This is a genomic window from Pseudoalteromonas sp. SWXJZ94C (genome assembly GCF_015864385.1).
In the GTDB taxonomy this organism is placed as follows: Bacteria; Pseudomonadota; Gammaproteobacteria; order Enterobacterales; family Alteromonadaceae; genus Pseudoalteromonas.
Map to the genome: position 1 here is coordinate 1 of NZ_JADYXF010000014.1, position 21,392 is coordinate 21,392.

Consider the following 21,392-nt stretch of genomic DNA (forward strand, 5'->3'; position numbering starts at 1 on the left):
GTCTTCGTTTTGCTATCCGTGAAGGTGGTCGTACTGTAGGTGCTGGTGTTGTAGCAACTATCGTAGCGTAATTATTAACTTTAAAGTTAATTGTTAGAAAAAGGTCACTTAGGTGGCCTTTTTTAATGCCTGAAGAAAGTGATTTGCTCCTAGGTATAGCTTTATTACCGTAGCTTGGGTTGAGTTTTACGAAACCCGAGGGGAAGACTCTTTGTGGTATTATTTGCCAAACAAGGCGGTTTTGGGCATCCTAAAGAAGCTTTTAGAGTAAAGCTGTAGCAATAAAATAAAAAGGAATTAATTTGGACCCTTTTTTTAACTACCTTGAAAAAATAGATAGAAAATGTCCTATTTGGGACTTATCACTGTTTTTTATATTAATTTATTTACCAATATTACAGAGGGGTTATATGGAATTAAGTATTGTAGAATTAGTGACCTGCTCTACAGCAATTATCACTTTGTTTATTGCTTTCCTTACTTGGCGAATTGCCAAAAACTCGCTAAAAGTAGCTAAAGAATCCAACAACTTTGCTAAATTTCAATTAACAGGAAGTCTTTCTTTGAAACTTTATGAGTTAAAGGATCTTATACAAATAGAAAGTGAAAACGGCGAAGGCTATGGGAAGCTTTGGTCTAACTTTTTATCTTCTGACAAATTATCAGAAGAGCATGATATTTTACTTTCCTTTATTCAAGATCATGGTAGAGCAAATAATTTCTTAACTGAAGAAGAATCAAATCAATTAGTTGGTGTATGCGAATATCTGAGCTGTTGGTCGGGGCCGGGTTCTCGTAGGGAATTTCACGGATTTAAATATAGTCCGAGAGAGCTGCGTGAGCATCACTCAATAGCTGATGAACCAAATTCAAAAGAAGAAAAAATAAATCAACATATAAACTTAATTATTCACAGTGCTTTAAAAAGGCTTAAGTCTCACCATTATTAATGTAAGCGCAGGTTTTTGCGCTTACATATTAGAGTAAGTTACACCGCTGACAGCTTTAATGCTTTTTCGCGTACTCTTCAGCTTGTTTCCATACCCTTAACGTATTTCCACTCAAGATTTTTTTAATATCTTTATCACTATAGCCTCTATCCATTAAACCTTGGACAAGGTTAGGGTAGCTAGATACATCTTTTAAGCCTATAGGTAATGAGTCGCCAACTCCGTCATAATCAGAGCCAATACCTACATAATCTATACCAATCAGCTCAACTACGTGATCAATATGATCAAGCACTTGTTCAAGACTTGCAAATGGATATGGATTTTTAGCGCGGTATGCTGCATCAAAATCTTTAGCTAGTTTAGTACCTTCTTTTTTTACCGTTTCTTTTTTACTTTTTAGCTGTTTTCCCCAAGAGCCTGCTTTAGCAGTAACAAAGCTTGAACCAAAGTTGATTTGAATAACGCCGCCATTTTCTTTAAGTGCCAATAGCATGTCGTCGTTCATATTACGCTCAAAGCCTGGAGTGTATTTACGAAGCGATGAATGTGAAGCGATAACTGGAGTTTTAGATAGCTCCATTACCTGATAAAACGCATCATCAGAGATGTGTGATACATCGATTAACATACCAACATTATTCATTTCAGTGACAAGCTTTTTACCAAATGGACTTAAGCCTTTCCACTTTCGGCGAATATCGTAAGATGAGTCAGAAATATGGTTACTTTGTGAATGCGCGAGTGTTATGTAACGAATACCACGGTCGTAAAAATGCTGAAGGTTTTTCATATCCCCTTCAATAGGAGAGCCATTTTCCATACCCATAGCTATAGACAGCTTACCTTGTTTAAATTGCTCTTCTATATCTTTAGTTGAGCTTGCTATAGCAAATTTATCGGGGGCACGTTGTACAATAGCTTCCATACTATCAATAAGCTGATTAGCTAATTGGTAGCTTTTTCCTTTACCTTCAAATTCTAAATGCGCTGGAATATAAATCGACATAAATGGGGCATTTAAGCCGCCTTTTACTGCGCGAGGGTAGTCAAAATCGCCATCATTAGTTGCTTTTGTTACATCAACCCAGCTTTCATGAATTCGATAAGGTACGTCAATATGGGTATCAATTAAAATGGTGTCTTTAGCCAGTTTAATTGCCTTTTCAGATGCTGTTATTGTTTGTTCTGCTTGGGCTTGGCTAGTTAATGCTAGTGATACGGCTACCACTAGAGTGCTGAGTTTTATCATGTTTTGGCTCTTTGGGTAAAAAGCCATTGTGTACGTTCAATTCAAAAGTTACAAGTGTTGTGCACTAATCAAACGACTGCGCTTGATGCTCTTCACTTTGCAGAGCTTTAAATTCGCCTTTTGAAATAATGGTTACCGACTCATGTAATTCTGAGAAAAACACCATCGCTTCACCATTTTTAAGCTGCAGCTTAACTTGGTTTACTTTTGATTCAATGCTTGCCTCTACTTCACCGTAGTCAGTGCCTTCACGTAAAACATAGCTTTCTATTAAGTTGTATAGCGTATCTTTATCGAGTTGTTCAAAAGGGATGATCATTACTGCTTTTTACTCGCTTTATTTAAAACATGTTCCCCAAAATAACTGGGTACGGCTTTCTCTAACCAAAAAATAGGCTTAAACGGATTTTTTCCACTAATGAAACCAACGTGACCGCCTTTTTCTGAGATGCGCAGCGTAACATGCTCGCTCACATCTTGCCTACTAGGCACCGCTTTAATAGAAAGCATTGGGTCATCTTTTGCGTGAATAATTAATGTAGGAACAGCAATGTGCTTTAAGTATGGCATAGCGCTAGCTTGGCGATAATAGTCATGTGCATTTTCAAAACCATGCAATGGAGCTGTTAGCTGATTATCAAATTCTAACAAGTCGTCAATTTCCATTAATTGATCGGTAGTTATCGATATTTGCTGCTTAATTTGTGGAAGTTTACGTTGCATCGATTTTTTCATTCGATCGAGCAGATATTTTTGATAAATTTTACCTAAACTTTTGCGTATTACATCACTTGATGACGACAAGTCATAAGGAGCAGATACCACCGCAGCGGCATTTAAAGGGCATGCTTGTGCTTGTTCACCTAGGTATTTAGCAAGTACGTTACCGCCAAGAGAAAAGCCAACGGCAACCATAGGTCTATTTGGATATTGCTGCTTTAGATGATTAATAAAAAAAGATAAATCGGCGGTGTCACCACTATGATAAGCACGTGGTAGGCGATTAACTTCGGTTGAGCAGTTTCTAAAGTGCATAAGCACGACTGCATAACCTTGTTTTTTTAATGCTTTCATCATGCCTTTGGCATAAAAGCTATTAATATTGCCCTCAAGACCATGAAGCACAATTGCAAGTGGAGCCGTTTCGTTGTGTGGAAGTGACCAGGCAAGCTCAATAAAATCACCGTCGGGTGTATCAAGCTGCTCAAGTTCGTAGCGAGTATGATGAAATGGGCGGAAAAAACGCGGCATTATGGTTTGAACGTGACGATTAGTCATCCACCATGCGGGTTTAAACTGTGGGATCATGTTTGTACTACACACTTTGCAAAAACGAATCGCTAGTGTACCAAAAAGAATAAAAAGCGCCTAATCAGTAACAGATAAGGCGCTTTGTGCGTCGTGCTTAATTTTATTCAGGAACTTCTGCATCGTGTATCTTTTTAAGAAAGAAAAAAGCAAAAAAGATACATAGAGAAACAACAATAGTTAAAAATCCAAAAGACATAAATAAAACTGGGTCTGTAAAAAAGTCTCTAAAGAATACGTTCATGAGTTGTTCCCCTCGTTGCTGATGGGTTAATCATAGGTGGTGTTTACAGAATGTAACGTGATCGAGATCAAGTTATTTACTTAAGCAGATGTAGGAGCGAAGCTAAGTTGATTTAGATCATGTTTTAAGGGCTAATAAGCTATTACCACTGAGAGCACAGAGAAGTTTGCGCTTTAAATAATGAATTGATCGTAATCTATGATTTTTTGTATTTTCTTTAAAATCTTAGCGCTTTTAACCTCTTTGTGAATAAAACACCTAAAGGTTTTTTGCACAAAGAAAAGACAATAAGAAGTGGAAGAGGGTATAAAAACTCACAGCCTAAGTGGCTTTCACATATAGCTCAATATTATTCGGTTCTGAATGTTCGATCAATTCAAACTCATTTACTGCTGAAATCAACATATGTTGTTGTTGTTTTTCAAGCTTTAGCTCGGCGCTCAGTAACTCTGCGCGTATTGTGGCGTAGTCACTTATTGTATGCTGATTAGCTTTTAAATAGCTACGAGCAGCGCGCAGAGGTTGTAATGCATGAGTATCAAATTCACTAACTACTTGCGTTAACTCATTTAGCTGTTGGGTATTAATACTTAAATTTAATGAGTCTAAATAAAGTAGCAATAAGCATAAATTAACGTTTTTTCCTTGCTGGTTTTGTAGTGCCAGCAAGGTTGTTTGTTGATCAGGCTTTGCGTACAAGATGCACGCAAACTGCCAAAAATGGTCGCTATTGAGCAAGTTCATCAGCAAATGCCTGCTCTTTTTCTTCCATTTCTTCAAGTGCCATAAGTAGCTCTTCTTCAACGTCGTTAAGCTTAGGCGTAAGGGTTGCTTGCTTGGCTAATAACTCTTTAAGCTTGGCTTTGTTGTCGTCGTTGTACAGTTCGTTATCACCTAAGGTCACTTCCACTTCACTTAATTCGGCGGTAAATTTATCGAGTTGCTTTTCAAGCTTTTCAATTTGCTTTTTAAGTGGCTGAATGGCTTTTCTAAACTCAGCCTCTAAGCGCTTTTGCTCTTTACGATTAACACCTGGGTTTACTTTAGGGTCGTCGTTTTGCTGCGCTTTAACCGCTTCTTTATTCGCATTAAGTAGCCATTGATAATACGCGTCTAAGTCATAACCAAACTGGGTCACTTTGCCGTCATCTACAAGGTAAAACTCATCGGCGGTATTTTTAAGCATATGGCGATCATGCGATACGGTAACCATAGCGCCTTCAAACCCTTGTAGTGCCATAACAAGTGCATGGCGCATTTCTAAATCAAGGTGGTTAGTCGGCTCATCGAGTAGTAATAAATTTGGTTTTTGATATACCAACATGGCAAGTACTAAACGTGCTTTTTCGCCGCCCGAAAATGGGGCTACAGGCTCAAGTGCTTTATCGCCAATAAAGGCAAAACCACCTAAAAAGTCACGTAGTGATTGCTCAGTGGCTTTTGGATCGAGTCGTTGTATATGCGTTATTGCACTGGCTTTTAAATCAAGAGATTCAAGCTGATGCTGCGCAAAGTAACCAATATTTAATCCGTGATGCTGAATAACTTCGCCAGCTTGCGGCTCTAAATCACCAGAAAGCAATTTAATTAACGTTGATTTACCCGCGCCATTTCGGCCAAGTAAAGCAATTCGGCTACCTGGTACTAGGTTTAGCTCTATATTATTTAAAATAGTGACGTCACCATAACCCGCTTTGGCTTTATCTATTGTCATTAGTGGGTTTGGTAATGCTTTTGGATCTGCAAACTCAAAGTTAAACGGGGAGTCGGCATGTGCCGGCGCTAGTTTTTCCATGCGTTCAAGCGCTTTTACACGGCTTTGTGCTTGTTTAGCTTTACTGGCTTTTGCTTTAAAGCGCGTTATAAATTGCTCAAGGTGTGCAATTTGATCTTGTTGCTTATCAAACATCGCTTGTTGTTGTAGTAAACGCTCTGCTTTTTGGCGCTCAAACTGCGAGTAGTTACCTTTGTACACATTAATAAGTTGCTTATCTACGTGCCAAATTTGATCAACCACTGCATCTAAAAACTCACGGTCATGCGATATAAGTACAAGGGTGCCTGTGTAAGCGCGTAAAAAGCGTTCAAGCCAATAAACGGCATCTAAATCAAGATGGTTTGTTGGCTCATCGAGAAGTAGTAAATCGGCGTCGCGTATCAATGCTTGGGCAAGGTTTAAACGCATACGCCAACCACCCGAAAACGAGCTTACAGGGTTTTCTATAAGGTTATTAGCAAAGCCTAAGCCGTGTAATAGCTCACCTGCGGTTGATTCAATGCTGTAGCCTTTAATGTTTTCAAGCTGAATATGTACTTTGGCTTGTGTGTCGCCGTCGTTATTTTGCTCGGCCTCACGCAGTGCTATTCGCATAGCGTAGTATTCTGGGTGACCTTGCAGTACATAATCAATTGCGCTTATTTCAAGGGCAGGGGTTTCTTGCTTTACTGAGGCAATAGACCAATCTTTTGGAATGTTGCAATTACCGGCATCGAGTTGCAATTCAGATTTTAATAAACCAAATAACGTTGATTTTCCACAGCCATTAGCGCCAACAAGGCCTACTTTGTGCTCTGGGAATAACGTAGCTGATGCGTTTTTTAATAAGGCTTTTCCGCCACGAAGTAGTTCTATTTCTGATATTTGGATCATGAATGCGTTACTTTACTGTGCCCTTGTTAAGTTGGCGTTATCATACCATAGAACTTAATGCTCTTATCAAGCGTATCAACAAGTGAAGTTATACGATAAAATAGCGGTAGTTCAAACCACAGGAAAAATGTTGTGAGAAAAAAAAAGCGATTTATTGCTGGTGCATCGTGCCCTGACTGCAAAGCCATGGATACTATGATGCTTTACAGAGAACATGATGTTGAAAAAGTAGAGTGTGTTGAGTGTGGTCATAAAATGGCGCAACCAGATAACGCTGTTCAGGCATCTACTCGTCAATTTGAACAAGTAATTGGTGTGTTTAAACCGGGCGACTAACCCGGTTTTTTATTGCCTAACTTTTACTTGTTTTAGTAATGCGGCGGAGGCGGCTCAGGTGCTTCAGACATCATAGACGATGATGACTGCGACTCTTTAATTTTCTCTGCTAGCAGCTCGGTTTGGCGTTTCATTTTCGCTAAAAGTTGCTGGTGCACTTTTATTTCATCATTTAAGACTTCAATCGTCTCATCTTGAAAAGCCACTTTGGCTTCAAGTTCCATTAAGCGATGTTCAATTGTGTTCATTATTCTCTCGTATAATAAATCGCTCTGCGATACCGCTGGAGCTTTCGGTTAACAACGATTTACCGTTATCTGTAAATGTCACATCTAGCACCACCGCCGATTTAGGCTTACTGCCTTCGCGCGGGGTAACCTGCCAAGTTTGAATTTTTTCACCGCTTGGTATTTGCCACAAATCAACGCGCTTATTTGGCGAGCCGGTTGCAAGCAAAGTGCCTTGTTCGTTAAAACGCACAGCAGTAAAAATTTTCTGACGCGCAATATACTTCAGTTTGCTTACAAGATCACCTGTAGTCAGCTTCCATACATTTGCTTGTGCCATACTATCTGCCGTAAATGCGTAGCGACCTTGTGGGTCAAGTGTAACTTGGGTAACGCGAGTAGGATGATTAAAACGATGAATTACTTGTCCGGTACGTGTATCCCAAAAATAAGCGACATAGTCGTTTGATCCACTTAAAGCAAAGCGTCCGTTAGGAGATAGGTCAACGGTATTTATTTTATCTTGATGACCTAAAAATTGTATTCGTCTACCTGTTTCAAGGTTTACAAATACAACTACGCCGTCGCTGCGACCGTATAAAACACTACGACCTTGGTCGCTAATAGCAATATCGCGAATACTCGATTCTTGTATTTTGTAATAACCCTTATTAGCTCCGGTTATTATGTCCCATACGGCGAAGGTGGTTTTTTCGGCGGTAACGGCAACGCTATTATCAAATGCAATGGCAACAGCGTATACCAAACTGTCTTGATCTTGTTGCTGAAACCACTGGTATTTTAGCACTTGCTGTTGATTATCCCACAGGGCGACCCCATGGTTGATAGAGGATATTAAACTGTATTTACCATCGTTTGATAGTGCTGACGAAAATGCACCTTTTGCTGCATGTTCGTAGCTTGCTACAGCCTGTTGCTTTTTGTCGGTACAGGCGGTGGCTAAAAAACAGCTAAATATGATTAAAAAAGTACGAAATATCGACATATTACAGGTATTTCCCCTTAACTCTTAGTGACTGAGAGGTTAGACTAGGTCGCGTTAAATGCCTAGGTTGTTTGTCTAAGCACTGGGTATGTTTTTAGTTTAGCTAACAACGCAGAATTTAGTTATTAAACAAGCAGCCTATCATGTAGGCAGTTAATCTTTAACTAGTAATAATACATTAAATGACAACTGCAAAGTGTGTCGGAGATTTAAAATGAAAAAGACGATTAGATTGTCATTGATTGCAGCGTCAGTTTTAGCGCTTACAGCTTGTAATCAAGAAGCAAAAAAAGAACAAGCAGACGTTAAATTAGACACTGTTGAACAGCAACAAGCATACGGTATTGGTGCATCTGTAGGTAACTTTTTAAATAAAGACCTAGCAGATAAATCTGAGCTTGGTATTGAACTTGATCAAGCGCTTTTAATCCGTGGTTTTGAAGATGCACTTGCTGATAAAGCACAAATTGACGAAGAAAAAATTCGTGAATTATTAACAACGCTAGATACAACAGTACGTACTAAGCAAGAAGAAAAAGCGAAAGTAGAGTCTGAAAAAAGTAAAGAAGCGGGCGTTAAATACCTAGCTGACAATGCTAAAAAAGAAGGTGTTACAGTAACTGAGTCTGGTCTGCAGTATGAAGTACTTAGCGAAAGCGATGGCGAAAAGCCAGTAGCTACTGATGTAGTTAAAGTACATTACAAAGGTACTTTACTAGATGGTACCGAGTTTGATAGCTCTTACGCACGTAATGAACCTACAACTTTCCCTCTTAACCGCGTTATTGCTGGTTGGACTGAAGGTTTACAACTTATGCCTGTTGGCTCTAAGTACAAGTTTACTATTCCTTCTGAACTTGCTTACGGTGACCGTGATTTAGGTAAAATTCCAGCTAATTCAACACTTGTATTTGAAGTTGAATTACTAGAAATTCAAGCTGATGCTGACGCAGCTACTGAAGAGTAATTATAATATAAGCTAAAATTTATTTAGCCTATATTTGCAAAAAGGGACCTAAGGTCCCTTTTTTAATGCATTTTACACATAACCATAATTTAGGCTAAGTGTATGGCGCATGTATTAATCAGTATGATTAGAAAATAAGTTATCAATAAGCTCATCTTCCAATGCAAAGCGTGCTTCTAATGCTTCGCCAATAACAGATAAATCGTTATCAAAATCTTTTAATAAATCATCTTTATTAACTTCAGCATATTTATCATTAAAATCTAGAGCTACATCTGTAGTGTTTGATATGCGCGGGTAAATGTCGTTGGCAAGTGCTTGGCTTTGCACACCTTTATTTTCACAAGCTTTGGCAATATCATCGTAAATTTCAAAATGACCTGCAGATAAATAATCCATTAAAATTTGGCAAAAAGATTCAATTTGCGCAGGCTCTGGTAAAGCATGTTCTTTCTTGTCGTATGGAGAAAAGCCTGCCATTTTACAAAAAAGCACAATGAGATCTTGGCGTTCGTTTAACCATTTGTCGATTACAGTGTGGCTACCACCCCATTTTTGTTGAGCTTTTTCTACACGCGTCAGCATAACTGTTCTCCTAGCTGGGTTGGTCTTTCAATTAGAATATAATAAGTTTATGTACATCAAGATATATTTAATTTGCCTGTATATCAACAAGTAAATAGATGTTCTAAAAGAGGTGTAATTTATTTAGTTTTTATTACTAAAAAGTTTATTGCGGGCAAGAAAAAACCACCGATTAAGGTGGTCTAATTTCTTTCAGTGACTTGTTATAACAAGCTTTCTTATTTTTATGAGATGATTTTTATTGTTATTATTTTAAAACTATTATTTTTATTGTTTTAAGATTTTTATTATTGTTTTTGTTAACGCGGGATGAACAATAACAAGGTTTTTGTGATGTTGCAAACATATTAACAAGAAGTTTTAAATGTTATGGTTTGTTTGCTTGTTTTATAACCAAAATAGATTAAAACCTCAAATTTTATTGATCTGCCTCTAGGTAAGGTTGTTTTCGTCCCTAAGCAATAGAGGGGCGGTGAATATGGTGGTATAATCTTGTACAATTTATACAAGCCTTAGGATTATTTACGCCATGAGCGAATTAAAGAACGACCGTTATTTACGTGCACTAGCAAAACAGCCAGTAGATGTAACTCCGGTATGGATGATGCGCCAAGCAGGACGCTACTTACCAGAATACCGCGCTACACGTGCACAAGCGGGCGATTTTATGAGCCTGTGTCGAAATGCTGAGCTTGCGTGTGAAGTAACACTACAGCCATTACGCCGTTACCCGTTAGATGCTGCTATTTTATTTAGTGATATTTTAACGATTCCAGATGCTATGGGCTTAGGTCTTTACTTTGAAACTGGCGAAGGTCCTAAGTTTGAACGACCAATTTCATCGCTAGCTGATGTTAAAAAAATTCCAAAGTTAGACCCTACCGATGAGCTTGGCTACGTAATGAACGCAGTAAGCACTATTCGTCGAGAGCTTAAAGGTGAAGTTCCATTAATTGGTTTTTCGGGTTCTCCGTGGACACTAGCAACTTATATGGTTGAAGGCGGAAGCAGTAAAGTATTTGGTAAAATTAAAAAAATGGCGTTTGCAGAGCCGCAAACACTTCATTTATTACTAGATAAGTTAGCTGATTCAGTAATCGATTACTTAAATGCTCAAATTAAAGCTGGCGCACAATCGCTAATGGTATTTGACTCATGGGGTGGTGTATTAAGCCCGCGCGATTACAACGAATTTTCACTGCAATACATGCATAAAATTGTTGATGGCTTAATTCGTGAATACGATGGTCGTAAAGTACCGGTTACTTTGTTCACTAAAAATGGTGGTCAATGGATTGAAGCTATTGCAGCAACAGGTTGTGATGCAATCGGTCTTGATTGGACTATTAATATCAGCGACGCTAAGCGCCGTGTTGGTGATAAAGTTGCTCTACAAGGTAATATGGACCCATCTATGTTACATGGTACACCAGAGCGTATTCGCCAAGAAGTAGGCACTATTTTAGAAGATTTTGGTACGGGCAATGGCCACGTGTTTAACTTAGGCCACGGTATTACACCAGATGTAGACCCTGAAAATGCCGGTGTATTCATTAATGCAGTACATGAGCTAAGTGCTAAGTACCATAAGTAATAGCTATTTAAACAAGCTTTGTACAACTGTTTAAAAGTAAAAAGCCCGCTAATTAGCGGGCTTTTTGTTATCTATTTATAAAGGGCTTTAAAAAACCTTACTTAATAACCTACTTAAATAAGCGATTTAAACCATTTAATGCCGCAACACGGTAGGCTTCAGCCATGGTTGGGTAGTTAAATGTGGTATTTACAAAGTAGTCGATATTATTGCCACCATTTTTTTGTTCCATAATGGCTTGACCAATGTGAACAATTTCAGACGCTCGCTCGCCAAAACAATGCACGCCAAGTACTTCTTTGGTTTCGGTGTGAAATAGTATTTTTAAACTACCTACTTCAGTTCCTGCAATTTGCGCGCGTGCAAGGTGTTTAAACTGAGCACGACCTACTTCATACGGTACTTTAGCGGCTGTAAGTTCTTGCTCTGTTTTACCTACAGAGCTCATTTCTGGAATGGTATAAATACCGGCTGGAATATCAACAATTAGTCTGTCGTCACAGTTGCCACATGCAATTGCATCAGCAGCTATACGACCCTGATCAAACGCAGCACTTGCAAGGCTTGGGTAGCCAATTACATCACCTACAGCGTAAACGTTATCGATTTCTGTTTGGTATGTTTCGTTAACTTTTAATTGGCCACGGCTATCGGCTTTTAAACCAATGGCTTCAAGGTTTAGTGTATCTGTATTACCAGTACGACCATTAGCAAATAAAATACAGTCAGCTTTTACGCGTTTGCCTGATTTTAAATGCATAATAACGCAGTCGTCACGTGTTTCGATTCGATCAAACTCTTCGTTATGACGGATAACAATACCGCTGTTCCAAAAGTGATAGCTAAGTGCATCAGATATTTCAGCATCCATAAAAGCAAGCAGGCGGTCGCGTGTATTAACTAAATCAACCTTAGCGCCTAGGCCTTTAAATATAGAAGCATACTCACAACCAATTACACCAGCACCGTATATAAGTACGCGGTGAGGGTCGTGCTTAAGACCTAAAATTGTATCGCTTTCGTAAATACGTGAATGCGTAAAATCAACTTCTGGCGGTCGGTAAGGGCGTGATCCTGTTGCTATTACTATTGTTTTAGCGGTAAGTCGCTCGGTTGAACCATCATTTCTTTTGATTTCAATCGTATGCTTATCGACAAAGCTCGCATCACCTTGAAACATATGAATACGGTTACGATCGTAAAAGCTACTACGTAAATTAGATTGCTTAGAAATAACCGAACTAGCATGACGTAAAATATCAGGGAATGTTAAACGGCTAGGACGCTCGCCAATATTAAACAAAGGGTTTGCTTTATATTCGATATAGCGACTAACAGAATGACGAAGTGCTTTTGAAGGAATAGTTCCCCAATGAACACAACCACCACCAACGGCTTCTTGGCGTTCAATAACGGCTACTTTTTTATCATTTTTTGAAAGGTTCATGGCGGTACCTTCACCGCCAGGACCCGTGCCAATAATAATTGCGTCGTATTGGTATGTCACGGGTACTTTTTTTTGTTCTGGTTGTTTGGCCACTGCCACTCCTAGATTAATTAAAAGAGGCTTTTAATAACCTCGCATTAAGTGCTAGCCATGCTTGTTTTTGATTTTCCCAAGCGGCTTCCAGCTCGTGATATTGTGTCATTAATGCCGACTGTTCGCACTGCTTTGCCATGTTATTTTTTTTAACTTCTAACACTTGTTTTTGTAATGAACAGTAATTTTGCAGTTTTTTCAGCAGTAAATCGTACTCTTGTTGTAGTAATGTAAGCTTATCTTGGGCTAAAGGCAATTTTGCAAGACGCGTTTGCGTCCTACTCATTAGCGTTTCGGCCTTTGCTTTTTCGATACGTTCAACAGGTGTGCGCTTTAATTTATTGGCTAAACCAACAGCAGCTAAAGAGCGGATCATCCATTTAGTTGGGTCGTAATGAAACCATTTAATGCCGTTACGGTAGTCACTTGCAAAAATATGGTGAAAGTTATGATAACCCTCGCCGTACGTAAATAACGCTAAAAAGCCGTTATCGCGTGCCGTATTTTTTTCGGTGTATGGGCGAGAACCCCAAATATGTGCAACCGAATTAATAAAAAAGGTAAAATGTTGGCTCAGTACTAAACGTAGTAAACCTGCAAGAATTAACATACCCCACACATCACCAACTAATAAACCAAGTGCAAGCGGCAAGCCTACGTTCATAGCAATAGCAAGCTTTAAGTAGTGCTTGTGTTGCCACATAACGATTTTATTTCGTTGTAAATCACGACAATTAGTATAGTCGTTATAGCTATCGCCTTGGTAGTCACGTAACATCCAGCCAATATGGCTGTACCAAAAACCGTTAGTGGCGGCGTAAGGGTCTTTTATTGGGTCGTCAACTTGGCCATGGTGTATACGGTGATCGCTACTCCAATGCAGCGCACTGTTTTGCAGTGCAAAAGCACCGCCAAGCGCAAAAATAAATTCAACTGCTGGGTGTGCATTATAAGTTTTGTGTGCCCATAGTCGATGGTAACCAGCAGTAATAGATAGGCCCGCATAAAACATGCAGCCTACAAAAGCAATCCAATGTGCGCTGGTAAATCCGTAGCTAATGCCATACCAAGGAACAAGTGTAATAGCCGCCAAAAAGGTAAGGCTAAAAAATAGGACGTTTGTCCAAATAATCGGTGGTTTATTCATAAGTCTCAATCTCAGCGTACAACTGTAAGCTAAAATAGTATTTCAAACTCTCGTCGTCAAGTATTAGACTGGGGAATTGAGTTAAAATCACTAAATATTCACATAAAATTATTCAGGGAGCTGTTGATGTCGGGTGTTAGAGCGCAACAGAAACAAAAAACACGACAGGCGTTAATTCAAGCGGCATTTAATCAGCTAAGCGCAGATCATAGTTTTTCGAATTTAAGCCTACGGGAAGTGGCGCGAGAAGCAGGTATTGCTCCAACTTCATTTTATCGTCATTTTAAAGACATGAATGAGCTTGGTTTAACCATGGTAGATGAAGCGGGTTTAACCCTTCGTCAACTTATGCGTCAAGCGCGCAGGCGCATAGCAAACGATGGCGGCAGTGTTATAAATACCTCAGTGGTTACTTTTATGGAGTTTATTGATAATTCAAGCAACCAATTTAGATTGTTATTGCGAGAACGCTCTGGTACCTCTAAAGCATTTAGGGCTGCTGTAGCTCGAGAAATTAAACATTTTATTTTAGAGCTTGCCCATTATTTAGAGAGTGAAACTAAGTGCAACGCTATGCATGCATATATTCAGTCAGAGGCCATGGTGACGCTCGTATTTAATGCTGGCGCCGAAGCGCTTGATATAGAAGGGCAGCAGCGCGATGAACTTGTTGAACGTGTTATTTGGCAACTGCGTTACATTACGCGTGGTGCGTCGCATTACGTAAGAGAAAGCACTAAAGAGATATAGTTTAAAATAATAGCAAAAAGCTAATATAAGCACTGTGCTTTACAGTGCTTATTAATTTAAACATTTCATTGATGTATGCTGTAAAAAAAATCTATAAACCACTTCTATTTTGCATAATAAAACCTTTTTGAATCGCTTTTAAATCTATTTATTGGAATTTTTATGCTTGCGCCCAGCGCTTTGTAATGTTAAAAATGGGTTTCGCTGAACACACACACAAGAAAACAAGATGCATATTATTCGTTTAATTACACCAAAACTTAACCTCTTACTGCTATGGCAAGTAAGCGGGGATTAGTGTGTTTGCATCGAGTTGAACACTAAAAACCCCGCAATTGCGGGGTTTTTTTTATCTCGCGGCTGGGATTAATTGAAATTTGGGTAACATAGGAATGAGGGGCAGTTATGCAAGAGCAAGATAAAGTATGGATTTTTGATACCACCTTACGTGATGGCGAACAGGCGCTTAAAGCAAGCCTTACTGAAGATGATAAAATTCAATTAGCACATACAATTAGCCGCTTGAATGTGGATGTGATGGAAGTGGGTTTTCCGGTTTCGAGCCCTGCTGATTTTCGCTCGGTGCAACGTATTGCAACCGAAGTAAAAGGCCCGATTATTTGTGGTTTGGCACGCTCAGTTGCTAAAGACATTGAAGCCTGTGGCGAAGCACTTCGCACAGCTCAGCAAAGCCGTATTCATACTTTTATTGCTACAAGCCCTTTGCACCTTGAACATAAATTACGTATGAGCTTAGACGATGCAACGGCAATGGCTGTTAAATCAATTAAATTGGCACGTAACTATACTGATGATGTTGAATTTTCGTGTGAAGATGCCGGTCGTACGCCGCATTGGGATTTATGTAAAATTGTTGAGCAGGCAATTAATGCCGGAGCTTCAACTATTAACTTGCCAGACACCGTTGGTTTTGTAACGCCAGACGAATACGCCGCTATGATCCGCCATTTAATGAATAACGTGCCAAATATTGATAAAGCGCGCTTAAGTGTGCATTGCCATAACGATTTAGGCCTAGCAGTAGCAAACTCAGTAGCTGCAGTGCAAGCCGGAGCACGTCAAATTGAGTGTACTATTAATGGCATTGGTGAGCGTGCTGGTAACTGCTCGCTTGAAGAAGTGGCGATGATCATGAAAATGCGCCACGACCACTTAAAAGTATATACCGATATTAAAAGTGAAGAAATTTACCGCGCATCTCGCCAAGTGGCTAAAATTTGTAATATGCCAGTACAGCCAAATAAAGCAATTGTTGGCGAAAACGCCTTTGCACATAGTTCTGGCATTCACCAAGACGGTGTATTAAAAGCGCAAAATACTTATGAGATTATGTCGCCAGAAAGCGTTGGTGTGCCAAGCAACCAATTAAATATGACTTCGCGTTCGGGTCGTCATGTTATTGAGCATCGCTTAGAAGAGTTAGGCTATCAAAAATCTGATTACGATATGGATGGCTTATATAAAAGCTTTATCGAATTGGCTGACCAAAAAGGCACAGTATACGATTACGACCTTGAGGCGATGATTTACTTTAATCAAATTAACGACAAAGACGAAAAATACCAATTAGAATTTGTTAACTCAGCCTCTAACTCACAATCGGTAGCAAGTTCTACGATTGGAATGCGAATTGATGGCGAAGCTAAACAAGAGGCCGCGACAGGTAATGGTCCAGTAGAAGCCTCGTTTGCAGCTATTGAGCGCTTAACCGGTATGAGCGTTGAAATGATTGAATATAACTTAGAAGCGACAGGTCAAGGTGCAAGCTCATTAGGCCAAGTAAATATTATAGCTAAATACGATGGTCGACCTTACCACGGTGCGGGCATTGCAGCGGATGTGGTTGAAGCGTCGGTACGCGCCATGATCCGTGTTTATAACTTAATTTATCGTGCACAAAAAGTGTCTGATTTAAAACAACAAAGGAAAGCAGGATGAGTAAAACAAACTACAGCGTTGCAGTATTAGCTGGCGACGGTATTGGTCCAGAAGTAATGGCAGCAGCAGAGCAAGTACTTGATGCTGTGAGCAATAAGTTTGGTTTTACCCTAAACCGCGAACATTATGCAATTGGCGGCGCAGCCATTGACGAATTTGGTAAAGCATTACCAGAGAGTACACTTACTGCATGTGAAAACTCAGACGCTATTTTATTTGGTTCGGTAGGCGGTCCTAAATGGGAAAACTTACCACCAAACGAGCAGCCTGAGCGTGCATCGTTATTGCCGCTTCGTAAGCACTTTGGTTTGTTTTGTAATTTACGCCCTGCACAGTTATTACCTGCATTAAGTGCAGCGTCGCCACTTCGCGCTGATATTAGTGAAAAAGGTTTTGATATTTTGTGCGTGCGCGAACTAACTGGCGGCATTTATTTTGGTGAAAAAGGCCGCAGTGGTGAAGGCGCAGAAGAGTTTGCATTTGATACGCAAACATACTCACGAAAAGAAATTGAACGTATTGCACGCTTTGCTTTTGAAGCGGCAAAACTACGTAGTAACCACGTAACGTCGGTAGATAAAGCCAATGTATTAGCATCAAGCGTATTATGGCGCGAAGTAGTAACCGAAGTTAGTAAAGACTACCCAGAAGTAAGCCTAGATTACATTTATGTAGATAACGCCGCTATGCAGTTAGTTAAACAGCCTAGCCAGTTTGACGTACTACTTTGCGATAACTTATTTGGTGATATTTTGTCAGATGAGTGCGCCATGATCACAGGCTCAATGGGCTTATTACCATCGGCAAGCTTGAATCAATCGGGCTTTGGGTTGTACGAGCCAGCAGGCGGTTCAGCACCAGATATTGCAGGTAAAGGCGTTGCAAACCCAATAGCACAAATTTTAAGTGCCGCATTAATGCTACGTTACTCGTTAGGGCAAGACGAAGCTGCTCGCACAATTGAAAAGGCAGTAGCAGAAGCCGTAGAAGCAGGCGTTGGCACACCAGATATATATCCACATGCAGGTTACAGCACAAGCGATGTGGCAGCAGCCATCGTTTCACGCATTTAATAACATATTAAAGTTGCAGCACCGTTATGCTGCAACTCAAACAGATTAGGGAATTAGCAAGTGGCCCAAACGTTATACGAAAAAATTTGGCAAGCACATACCGTTGCCAGCATAAACGAGCAAACCGACTTACTTTATATTGACCGCCATTTAGTGCATGAAGTTACTTCTCCGCAGGCCTTTGCAGGTCTACGTGAAAAAAACCGTACTGTACGTTGCCCAGAAAAAACTTTTGCAACGATGGATCATAACGTATCGACTAAAAGCCGCTCATTAGATGCCGCAAGCGAAGTATCTAAAAACCAATTAATGGCGCTTGATAAAAACTGTAAAGAGTTTGGTATTGTACTTTACGATTTAAACTCAATTAACCAAGGCATTGTGCACGTAATGGGCCCAGAGCAAGGTATTACTTTGCCAGGCACAACCATTGTATGTGGCGATAGCCATACTTCTACGCATGGTGCGTTTGGCGCATTAGCGCATGGTATTGGTACTTCTGAGGTTGAGCACGTATTAGCAACGCAAACGCTACAGCAAAAAAAGGCGAAATCGTTAAAAATTCAAATTAATGGTGTATTGCGTCCAACGGTTACGGCTAAAGATTTAATTATGGCGGTAATTGGCAAGTTAGGTACCGCTGGTGGCACAGGTTATGTAGCTGAGTTTTGTGGTGCAGGCATTGAAGCGCTTTCAATGGAAGCCCGTATGACGCTATGTAATATGAGCATAGAAATGGGTGCAAAAGCGGGTTTAATTGCTTCTGACCAAATTACTTATGATTACTTAAAAGGTCGTCCGTTTGCACCAAAAGGCGCAGATTTTGATGCAGCCGTTGAATATTGGGAAACATTAAAAACAGATGAAGGCGCACACTTTGATTTAGTTGTTGAGCTAAATGCCGACGACATTCAGCCACAAATTACTTGGGGCACAAGCCCAGAGCAAGTAATTGGTGTTGATGAGTGCATACCTGATCCAGATAAAGAGCCAGATTTAATTAAAGCCGATGCTATTCGCAGCGCACTTAAATACATGGACTTAAAAGCGGGCGATAAATTATCAAGCGCAAAAGTAGACACGGTATTTATTGGCTCATGTACAAATAGCCGCATTGAAGATTTACGCGCAGCTGCAAAAATTGTTGAAGGCAAACATGTTGTAGCCGGCATAGAAGCATTAATTGTACCGGGTTCTGGTTTAGTTAAAAAACAAGCTGAAGACGAAGGTTTAGCCGATATTTTTAAAGCCGCTGGCTTTGAATGGCGCGAACCAGGTTGTTCTATGTGTTTAGCGATGAATGATGACCGCCTAGAAGCAGGCAAGCGTTGTGCATCTACTTCTAACCGTAACTTTGAGGGTCGCCAAGGTCGTGGCGGGCGTACCCATTTAGTTAGCCCCGCAATGGCTGCAGCCGCTGCAATACATGGCCACTTTGTTGATATTAGAGGAGAAGCCTAATGAGCGTATTTTTTAGTGGCTTAATGGCCCCACTTGATAAAAACAATGTAGATACTGACCAAATTATTCCTAAGCAGTTTTTAACATCAACTAGCCGTGAAGGTTTTGATGCTGCATTATTTTATGATTGGCGTTACCTAGATAACGACGAGCCAAACCCTGACTTTATTTTAAATCGCCCTTGTTACCAAGGTGCAAAAATATTATTAACGCGCGATAACTTTGGTTGTGGCTCATCTCGTGAGCACGCTCCATGGGCGCTTAAGCAATATGGTTTTGAAGTAATTTTGGCTGAAAGCTTTGCAGATATTTTCTTTAATAACTGTGGTAACAACCAAATGCTAGCCATTGCATTACCTGCCGATACGCTTGAGCAATTGTTTGTACTTAGCGAGCAGCACGACGATATTAACATTGAAATCGATCTTGAAAATCAAACACTAACAAGCAGTAAGTTTGCACCAATTAGTTTTGATATTAGTAAAGAGGTAAAAGAGCGTTTGTTAAGTGGTTTAGACTTTATTGGTGTAACCGAAACGCTAAACTCACAAATAGATGCGTTTGAAAAGCAACTGGCTACTGAGCGTTCTTGGCAGTAATTTCTTAACCTGTAATTAAGAATCACGAATTAAAAAGCACGGCAATTGCCGTGCTTTTCTATGAGTAAATATTAGGATCTGTACCTAAGGCTTAATGTCTAAAGTCAGCCATTAACGCCGGTATACCAGGTAACATACCTACAATTGCCATTACAGTGGTAAGTAGCACAAACATGATAAGTGGAATCACCCAGCGGCTCATTTTAGTTAGCTCAGCACTGCGCTCTTTACAGCCAATCAGCCCTAAGTTATCAAGTAACATAGTAAGTGACCAACCAAAAGCAGGATTAACTAAGGTCGAAGCAAATACCACAATAGCGGCTGATTGCGTCGTTTTACCTTCGCGCGTCATTTCCATGCCAGCTTCAAGTAGCGGGATAAACACCCCAACAATAAGCGCTACACACAATACAGGCTGCCAAATCGCTAAATCCATAGGGTAACCCCATAAACCAGCAATAATACAAAATAATGCTGTTAAAATAGCGCCAGCAGGGATAGGGCGCTTAGCAATAGCGGCAGGCACAATATAAGTCCCCCAAGAGGAGGCAAAGTTAGCACCACCGGCAAGTGAGCCAAATGTTTGTCTAACCGATGCACTTAGCATGGTATCGTCGATATCCATTTGTACTTTTTCGGTGCGTTGCGGATAGCTTATTTTTTGAAATACTTGATGACCTAAAAAATCCGGTGACCACATGGCAACGGCGAGCACAGCAAATGGGAGTACCACAACAAAGCTTTCAAGTGTTGGTAAACCTAGCATCCAACCCGTGTTATCACCCCACCAGTATGCAGGGTTCATATTTGGTAAACCTGGTGCTGTATGAAATTCAAACGGCGCACCTAAGGCAAAGGCAACCACACCACCAATAAGGCAGCTTAACGGCACTGCTAACCAACGTTTTTTAAAGTGCTCTAATAGCGCATACAATAAAATGGTGGCTAAAATAACAATAAATGCAATGTGTGCCATATCAATGGCTTCTGCCCAAGCAAACAGCTTTTTAACTTGCGAAATAGTACCAATAAACCCTAAATAAATGAGCAGCCCGCCACACACACCTTTACTGGTTAGGCGCGCGAGCATACTTCCTCCTTTGGTTATGGCCAGAATAAAACCAAAGGCACCAATGAGTAAACCAAACGCCATAGGGTGACCGCCAGCAGCAACAACAATAGGGATTAGTGGAATAAGTGGACCATGAGTACCGGCTAAGTTGGCTGTTGGTAAAATAAAGCCCGAAAACAAGATGATAAAAATAGAAACAATTAATAATTCGTAACGTACGTTTTCTAAAACAAACGCGTCGCTTAAGCCAAGAGGTGCCGCAAATGTAGCTGCAATAGCACCCACCATAACGACTTTGCCAATTGTGCCTGCCATTGCTGGAATGGTGTCTTCAAATTCAAATCTGTAATCTCTAAACGGTAAATTAGGACGCCAGCGCTTAGGCTGCATAATTTGCAGTTCGTGTTCAAGATACTCGTCGCGGCTATTAAACTCGGAGCTGGGTTTGTGAAGGCTTTCGTAGCTACCGGATGCAGTTTGAGCATCCGTTACTTGCTCGGCTTCAGATGGAGTGCCATCTTGCGGCGTAGTTTTCATATTTTCCCCTGCAACATTGTTGCTACTCAAAATTAAAATACAGCTTTTTCTTAAAGCAATGAATATTGAGCAAGTAGAGTAGATCAGCTTTTAGTAAATGTAGAATAGGCAAAAGGTCTTGTATACCTTGGTTTA

The 21,392-nt window shown here is 40.1% G+C and carries 20 protein-coding genes and 1 pseudogene; 10 read left to right on the forward strand and 11 right to left on the reverse strand.

Features of this window, described 5'->3' with window-relative positions; translation table 11 throughout:
* Both I6F65_RS07710 and I6F65_RS07715 read left to right on the forward strand, forming a co-directional pair.
* A pseudogene (locus tag I6F65_RS07710) lies at positions 1–71 on the forward strand (elongation factor Tu); the annotation flags it as partial.
* Between the two features lie 231 nt (positions 72–302).
* Positions 303–950 carry a hypothetical protein gene (locus I6F65_RS07715; RefSeq protein ID WP_197112293.1) on the forward strand — a complete coding sequence of 216 codons (648 nt, stop codon included), beginning with the start codon at positions 303–305 and terminating at the stop codon, positions 948–950.
* 55 nt (positions 951–1,005) lie between these two features.
* Here the strand turns inward: I6F65_RS07715 and I6F65_RS07720 are convergent, their stop codons facing one another.
* From I6F65_RS07720 to I6F65_RS07740, 5 genes are all read right to left on the reverse strand, one after another.
* The gene (locus tag I6F65_RS07720) at positions 1,006–2,202 is read right to left on the reverse strand and encodes a dipeptidase (RefSeq protein ID WP_166111370.1); all 1,197 of its coding nucleotides are present in this window, start codon (positions 2,200–2,202) and stop codon (positions 1,006–1,008) included.
* A 64-nt stretch (positions 2,203–2,266) separates the two neighbouring features.
* Positions 2,267–2,521, reverse strand: coding sequence for a YheU family protein (locus I6F65_RS07725; RefSeq protein ID WP_007378894.1), 255 nt, complete (start codon positions 2,519–2,521; stop codon positions 2,267–2,269).
* Positions 2,521–3,510, reverse strand: a complete 990-nt coding sequence (locus tag I6F65_RS07730) for a hydrolase (RefSeq protein ID WP_024610832.1) — start codon at positions 3,508–3,510, stop codon at positions 2,521–2,523. The genes I6F65_RS07725 and I6F65_RS07730 overlap by 1 nt, the downstream gene beginning before the upstream one ends.
* Before the next feature lie 565 nt (positions 3,511–4,075).
* On the reverse strand, positions 4,076–4,498 hold the full coding sequence (locus I6F65_RS07735; protein WP_197112295.1) for a TIGR02444 family protein: 423 nt from the start codon (positions 4,496–4,498) through the stop codon (positions 4,076–4,078).
* Positions 4,482–6,404, reverse strand: a complete 1,923-nt coding sequence (locus tag I6F65_RS07740; RefSeq protein WP_197112305.1) for an ATP-binding cassette domain-containing protein — start codon at positions 6,402–6,404, stop codon at positions 4,482–4,484. Before I6F65_RS07740 ends, I6F65_RS07735 begins: the two co-directional genes overlap by 17 nt.
* Positions 6,405–6,536: 132 nt before the next feature.
* On the opposite strand from I6F65_RS07740, the gene I6F65_RS07745 reads away from it, so the two are divergent.
* Positions 6,537–6,740 carry a YheV family putative zinc ribbon protein gene (locus tag I6F65_RS07745; RefSeq protein WP_024592140.1) on the forward strand — a complete coding sequence of 68 codons (204 nt, stop codon included), beginning with the start codon at positions 6,537–6,539 and terminating at the stop codon, positions 6,738–6,740.
* Positions 6,741–6,772: 32 nt separating this feature from the next.
* On the opposite strand, the gene I6F65_RS07750 is transcribed toward I6F65_RS07745, so the two are convergent.
* Both I6F65_RS07750 and I6F65_RS07755 read right to left on the reverse strand, forming a co-directional pair.
* The gene (locus tag I6F65_RS07750) at positions 6,773–6,988 is read right to left on the reverse strand and encodes a SlyX family protein (protein WP_007378900.1); all 216 of its coding nucleotides are present in this window, start codon (positions 6,986–6,988) and stop codon (positions 6,773–6,775) included.
* Positions 6,975–7,973 carry a WD40 repeat domain-containing protein gene (locus I6F65_RS07755; RefSeq protein ID WP_024610835.1) on the reverse strand — a complete coding sequence of 333 codons (999 nt, stop codon included), beginning with the start codon at positions 7,971–7,973 and terminating at the stop codon, positions 6,975–6,977. Before I6F65_RS07755 ends, I6F65_RS07750 begins: the two co-directional genes overlap by 14 nt.
* Positions 7,974–8,187: 214 nt before the next feature.
* Here I6F65_RS07755 and fkpA point away from each other — a divergent pair, with 214 nt between their 5' ends.
* The gene (gene fkpA, locus I6F65_RS07760; RefSeq protein WP_024610836.1) at positions 8,188–8,940 is read left to right on the forward strand and encodes an FKBP-type peptidyl-prolyl cis-trans isomerase; all 753 of its coding nucleotides are present in this window, start codon (positions 8,188–8,190) and stop codon (positions 8,938–8,940) included.
* Positions 8,941–9,054: 114 nt separating this feature from the next.
* Here fkpA and I6F65_RS07765 read toward each other — a convergent pair whose 3' ends face one another.
* Positions 9,055–9,525, reverse strand: coding sequence for an Rsd/AlgQ family anti-sigma factor (locus I6F65_RS07765; RefSeq protein WP_024610837.1), 471 nt, complete (start codon positions 9,523–9,525; stop codon positions 9,055–9,057).
* Between the two features lie 529 nt (positions 9,526–10,054).
* Between I6F65_RS07765 and hemE the strand changes: the two genes are divergently transcribed.
* Complete coding sequence (gene hemE, locus I6F65_RS07770) at positions 10,055–11,119, forward strand: uroporphyrinogen decarboxylase (RefSeq protein WP_002961084.1); 1,065 nt, start codon at positions 10,055–10,057, stop codon at positions 11,117–11,119.
* A gap of 109 nt (positions 11,120–11,228) precedes the next feature.
* Here the strand turns inward: hemE and sthA are convergent, their stop codons facing one another.
* Positions 11,229–12,659 carry a Si-specific NAD(P)(+) transhydrogenase gene (gene sthA, locus I6F65_RS07775; protein ID WP_197112307.1) on the reverse strand — a complete coding sequence of 477 codons (1,431 nt, stop codon included), beginning with the start codon at positions 12,657–12,659 and terminating at the stop codon, positions 11,229–11,231.
* Positions 12,660–12,672: 13 nt separating this feature from the next.
* Complete coding sequence (locus I6F65_RS07780; RefSeq protein WP_197112309.1) at positions 12,673–13,806, reverse strand: fatty acid desaturase; 1,134 nt, start codon at positions 13,804–13,806, stop codon at positions 12,673–12,675.
* A gap of 126 nt (positions 13,807–13,932) precedes the next feature.
* Between I6F65_RS07780 and fabR the strand changes: the two genes are divergently transcribed.
* The 5 genes from fabR to leuD all read left to right on the forward strand — a co-directional run bounded on the left by fabR (position 13,933) and on the right by leuD (position 19,648).
* Entirely contained in the window at positions 13,933–14,556 is a 624-nt protein-coding gene (fabR, locus tag I6F65_RS07785) for an HTH-type transcriptional repressor FabR (protein ID WP_024609861.1), read from the forward strand.
* Positions 14,557–14,961: 405 nt separating this feature from the next.
* On the forward strand, positions 14,962–16,515 hold the full coding sequence (leuA, locus tag I6F65_RS07790; RefSeq protein WP_008171909.1) for a 2-isopropylmalate synthase: 1,554 nt from the start codon (positions 14,962–14,964) through the stop codon (positions 16,513–16,515).
* Complete coding sequence (leuB, locus tag I6F65_RS07795) at positions 16,512–17,588, forward strand: 3-isopropylmalate dehydrogenase (RefSeq protein ID WP_166111351.1); 1,077 nt, start codon at positions 16,512–16,514, stop codon at positions 17,586–17,588. Before leuA ends, leuB begins: the two co-directional genes overlap by 4 nt.
* Positions 17,589–17,648: 60 nt before the next feature.
* Positions 17,649–19,049, forward strand: a complete 1,401-nt coding sequence (leuC, locus tag I6F65_RS07800; protein WP_007582204.1) for a 3-isopropylmalate dehydratase large subunit — start codon at positions 17,649–17,651, stop codon at positions 19,047–19,049.
* Entirely contained in the window at positions 19,049–19,648 is a 600-nt protein-coding gene (gene leuD, locus I6F65_RS07805) for a 3-isopropylmalate dehydratase small subunit (RefSeq protein ID WP_024610322.1), read from the forward strand. Before leuC ends, leuD begins: the two co-directional genes overlap by 1 nt.
* A gap of 91 nt (positions 19,649–19,739) precedes the next feature.
* Here leuD and I6F65_RS07810 read toward each other — a convergent pair whose 3' ends face one another.
* Positions 19,740–21,257 (reverse strand): DUF3360 family protein, encoded by a 1,518-nt coding sequence (locus I6F65_RS07810; protein WP_166111348.1) that lies wholly within the window; start codon positions 21,255–21,257, stop codon positions 19,740–19,742.
* Positions 21,258–21,392 lie beyond the last annotated feature (135 nt).

Bases quoted from the DNA above. Each gene is read 5' to 3' on its own strand.
- I6F65_RS07720 (WP_166111370.1), bottom strand. From the start codon at position 2,202: ATGATAAAACTCAGCACTCTAGTGGTAGCCGTATCACTAGCATTAACT.
- I6F65_RS07725 (WP_007378894.1), bottom strand. From the start codon at position 2,521: ATGATCATCCCTTTTGAACAACTCGATAAAGATACGCTATACAACTTA.
- I6F65_RS07730 (WP_024610832.1), bottom strand. From the start codon at position 3,510: ATGATCCCACAGTTTAAACCCGCATGGTGGATGACTAATCGTCACGTT.
- I6F65_RS07735 (WP_197112295.1), bottom strand. From the start codon at position 4,498: ATGAACTTGCTCAATAGCGACCATTTTTGGCAGTTTGCGTGCATCTTG.
- I6F65_RS07740 (WP_197112305.1), bottom strand. From the start codon at position 6,404: ATGATCCAAATATCAGAAATAGAACTACTTCGTGGCGGAAAAGCCTTA.
- I6F65_RS07750 (WP_007378900.1), bottom strand. From the start codon at position 6,988: ATGAACACAATTGAACATCGCTTAATGGAACTTGAAGCCAAAGTGGCT.
- I6F65_RS07755 (WP_024610835.1), bottom strand. From the start codon at position 7,973: ATGTCGATATTTCGTACTTTTTTAATCATATTTAGCTGTTTTTTAGCC.
- fkpA (WP_024610836.1), top strand. From the start codon at position 8,188: ATGAAAAAGACGATTAGATTGTCATTGATTGCAGCGTCAGTTTTAGCG.
- I6F65_RS07765 (WP_024610837.1), bottom strand. From the start codon at position 9,525: ATGCTGACGCGTGTAGAAAAAGCTCAACAAAAATGGGGTGGTAGCCAC.
- hemE (WP_002961084.1), top strand. From the start codon at position 10,055: ATGAGCGAATTAAAGAACGACCGTTATTTACGTGCACTAGCAAAACAG.
- I6F65_RS07780 (WP_197112309.1), bottom strand. From the start codon at position 13,806: ATGAATAAACCACCGATTATTTGGACAAACGTCCTATTTTTTAGCCTT.
- fabR (WP_024609861.1), top strand. From the start codon at position 13,933: ATGTCGGGTGTTAGAGCGCAACAGAAACAAAAAACACGACAGGCGTTA.
- leuA (WP_008171909.1), top strand. From the start codon at position 14,962: ATGCAAGAGCAAGATAAAGTATGGATTTTTGATACCACCTTACGTGAT.
- leuB (WP_166111351.1), top strand. From the start codon at position 16,512: ATGAGTAAAACAAACTACAGCGTTGCAGTATTAGCTGGCGACGGTATT.
- leuD (WP_024610322.1), top strand. From the start codon at position 19,049: ATGAGCGTATTTTTTAGTGGCTTAATGGCCCCACTTGATAAAAACAAT.
- I6F65_RS07810 (WP_166111348.1), bottom strand. From the start codon at position 21,257: ATGAAAACTACGCCGCAAGATGGCACTCCATCTGAAGCCGAGCAAGTA.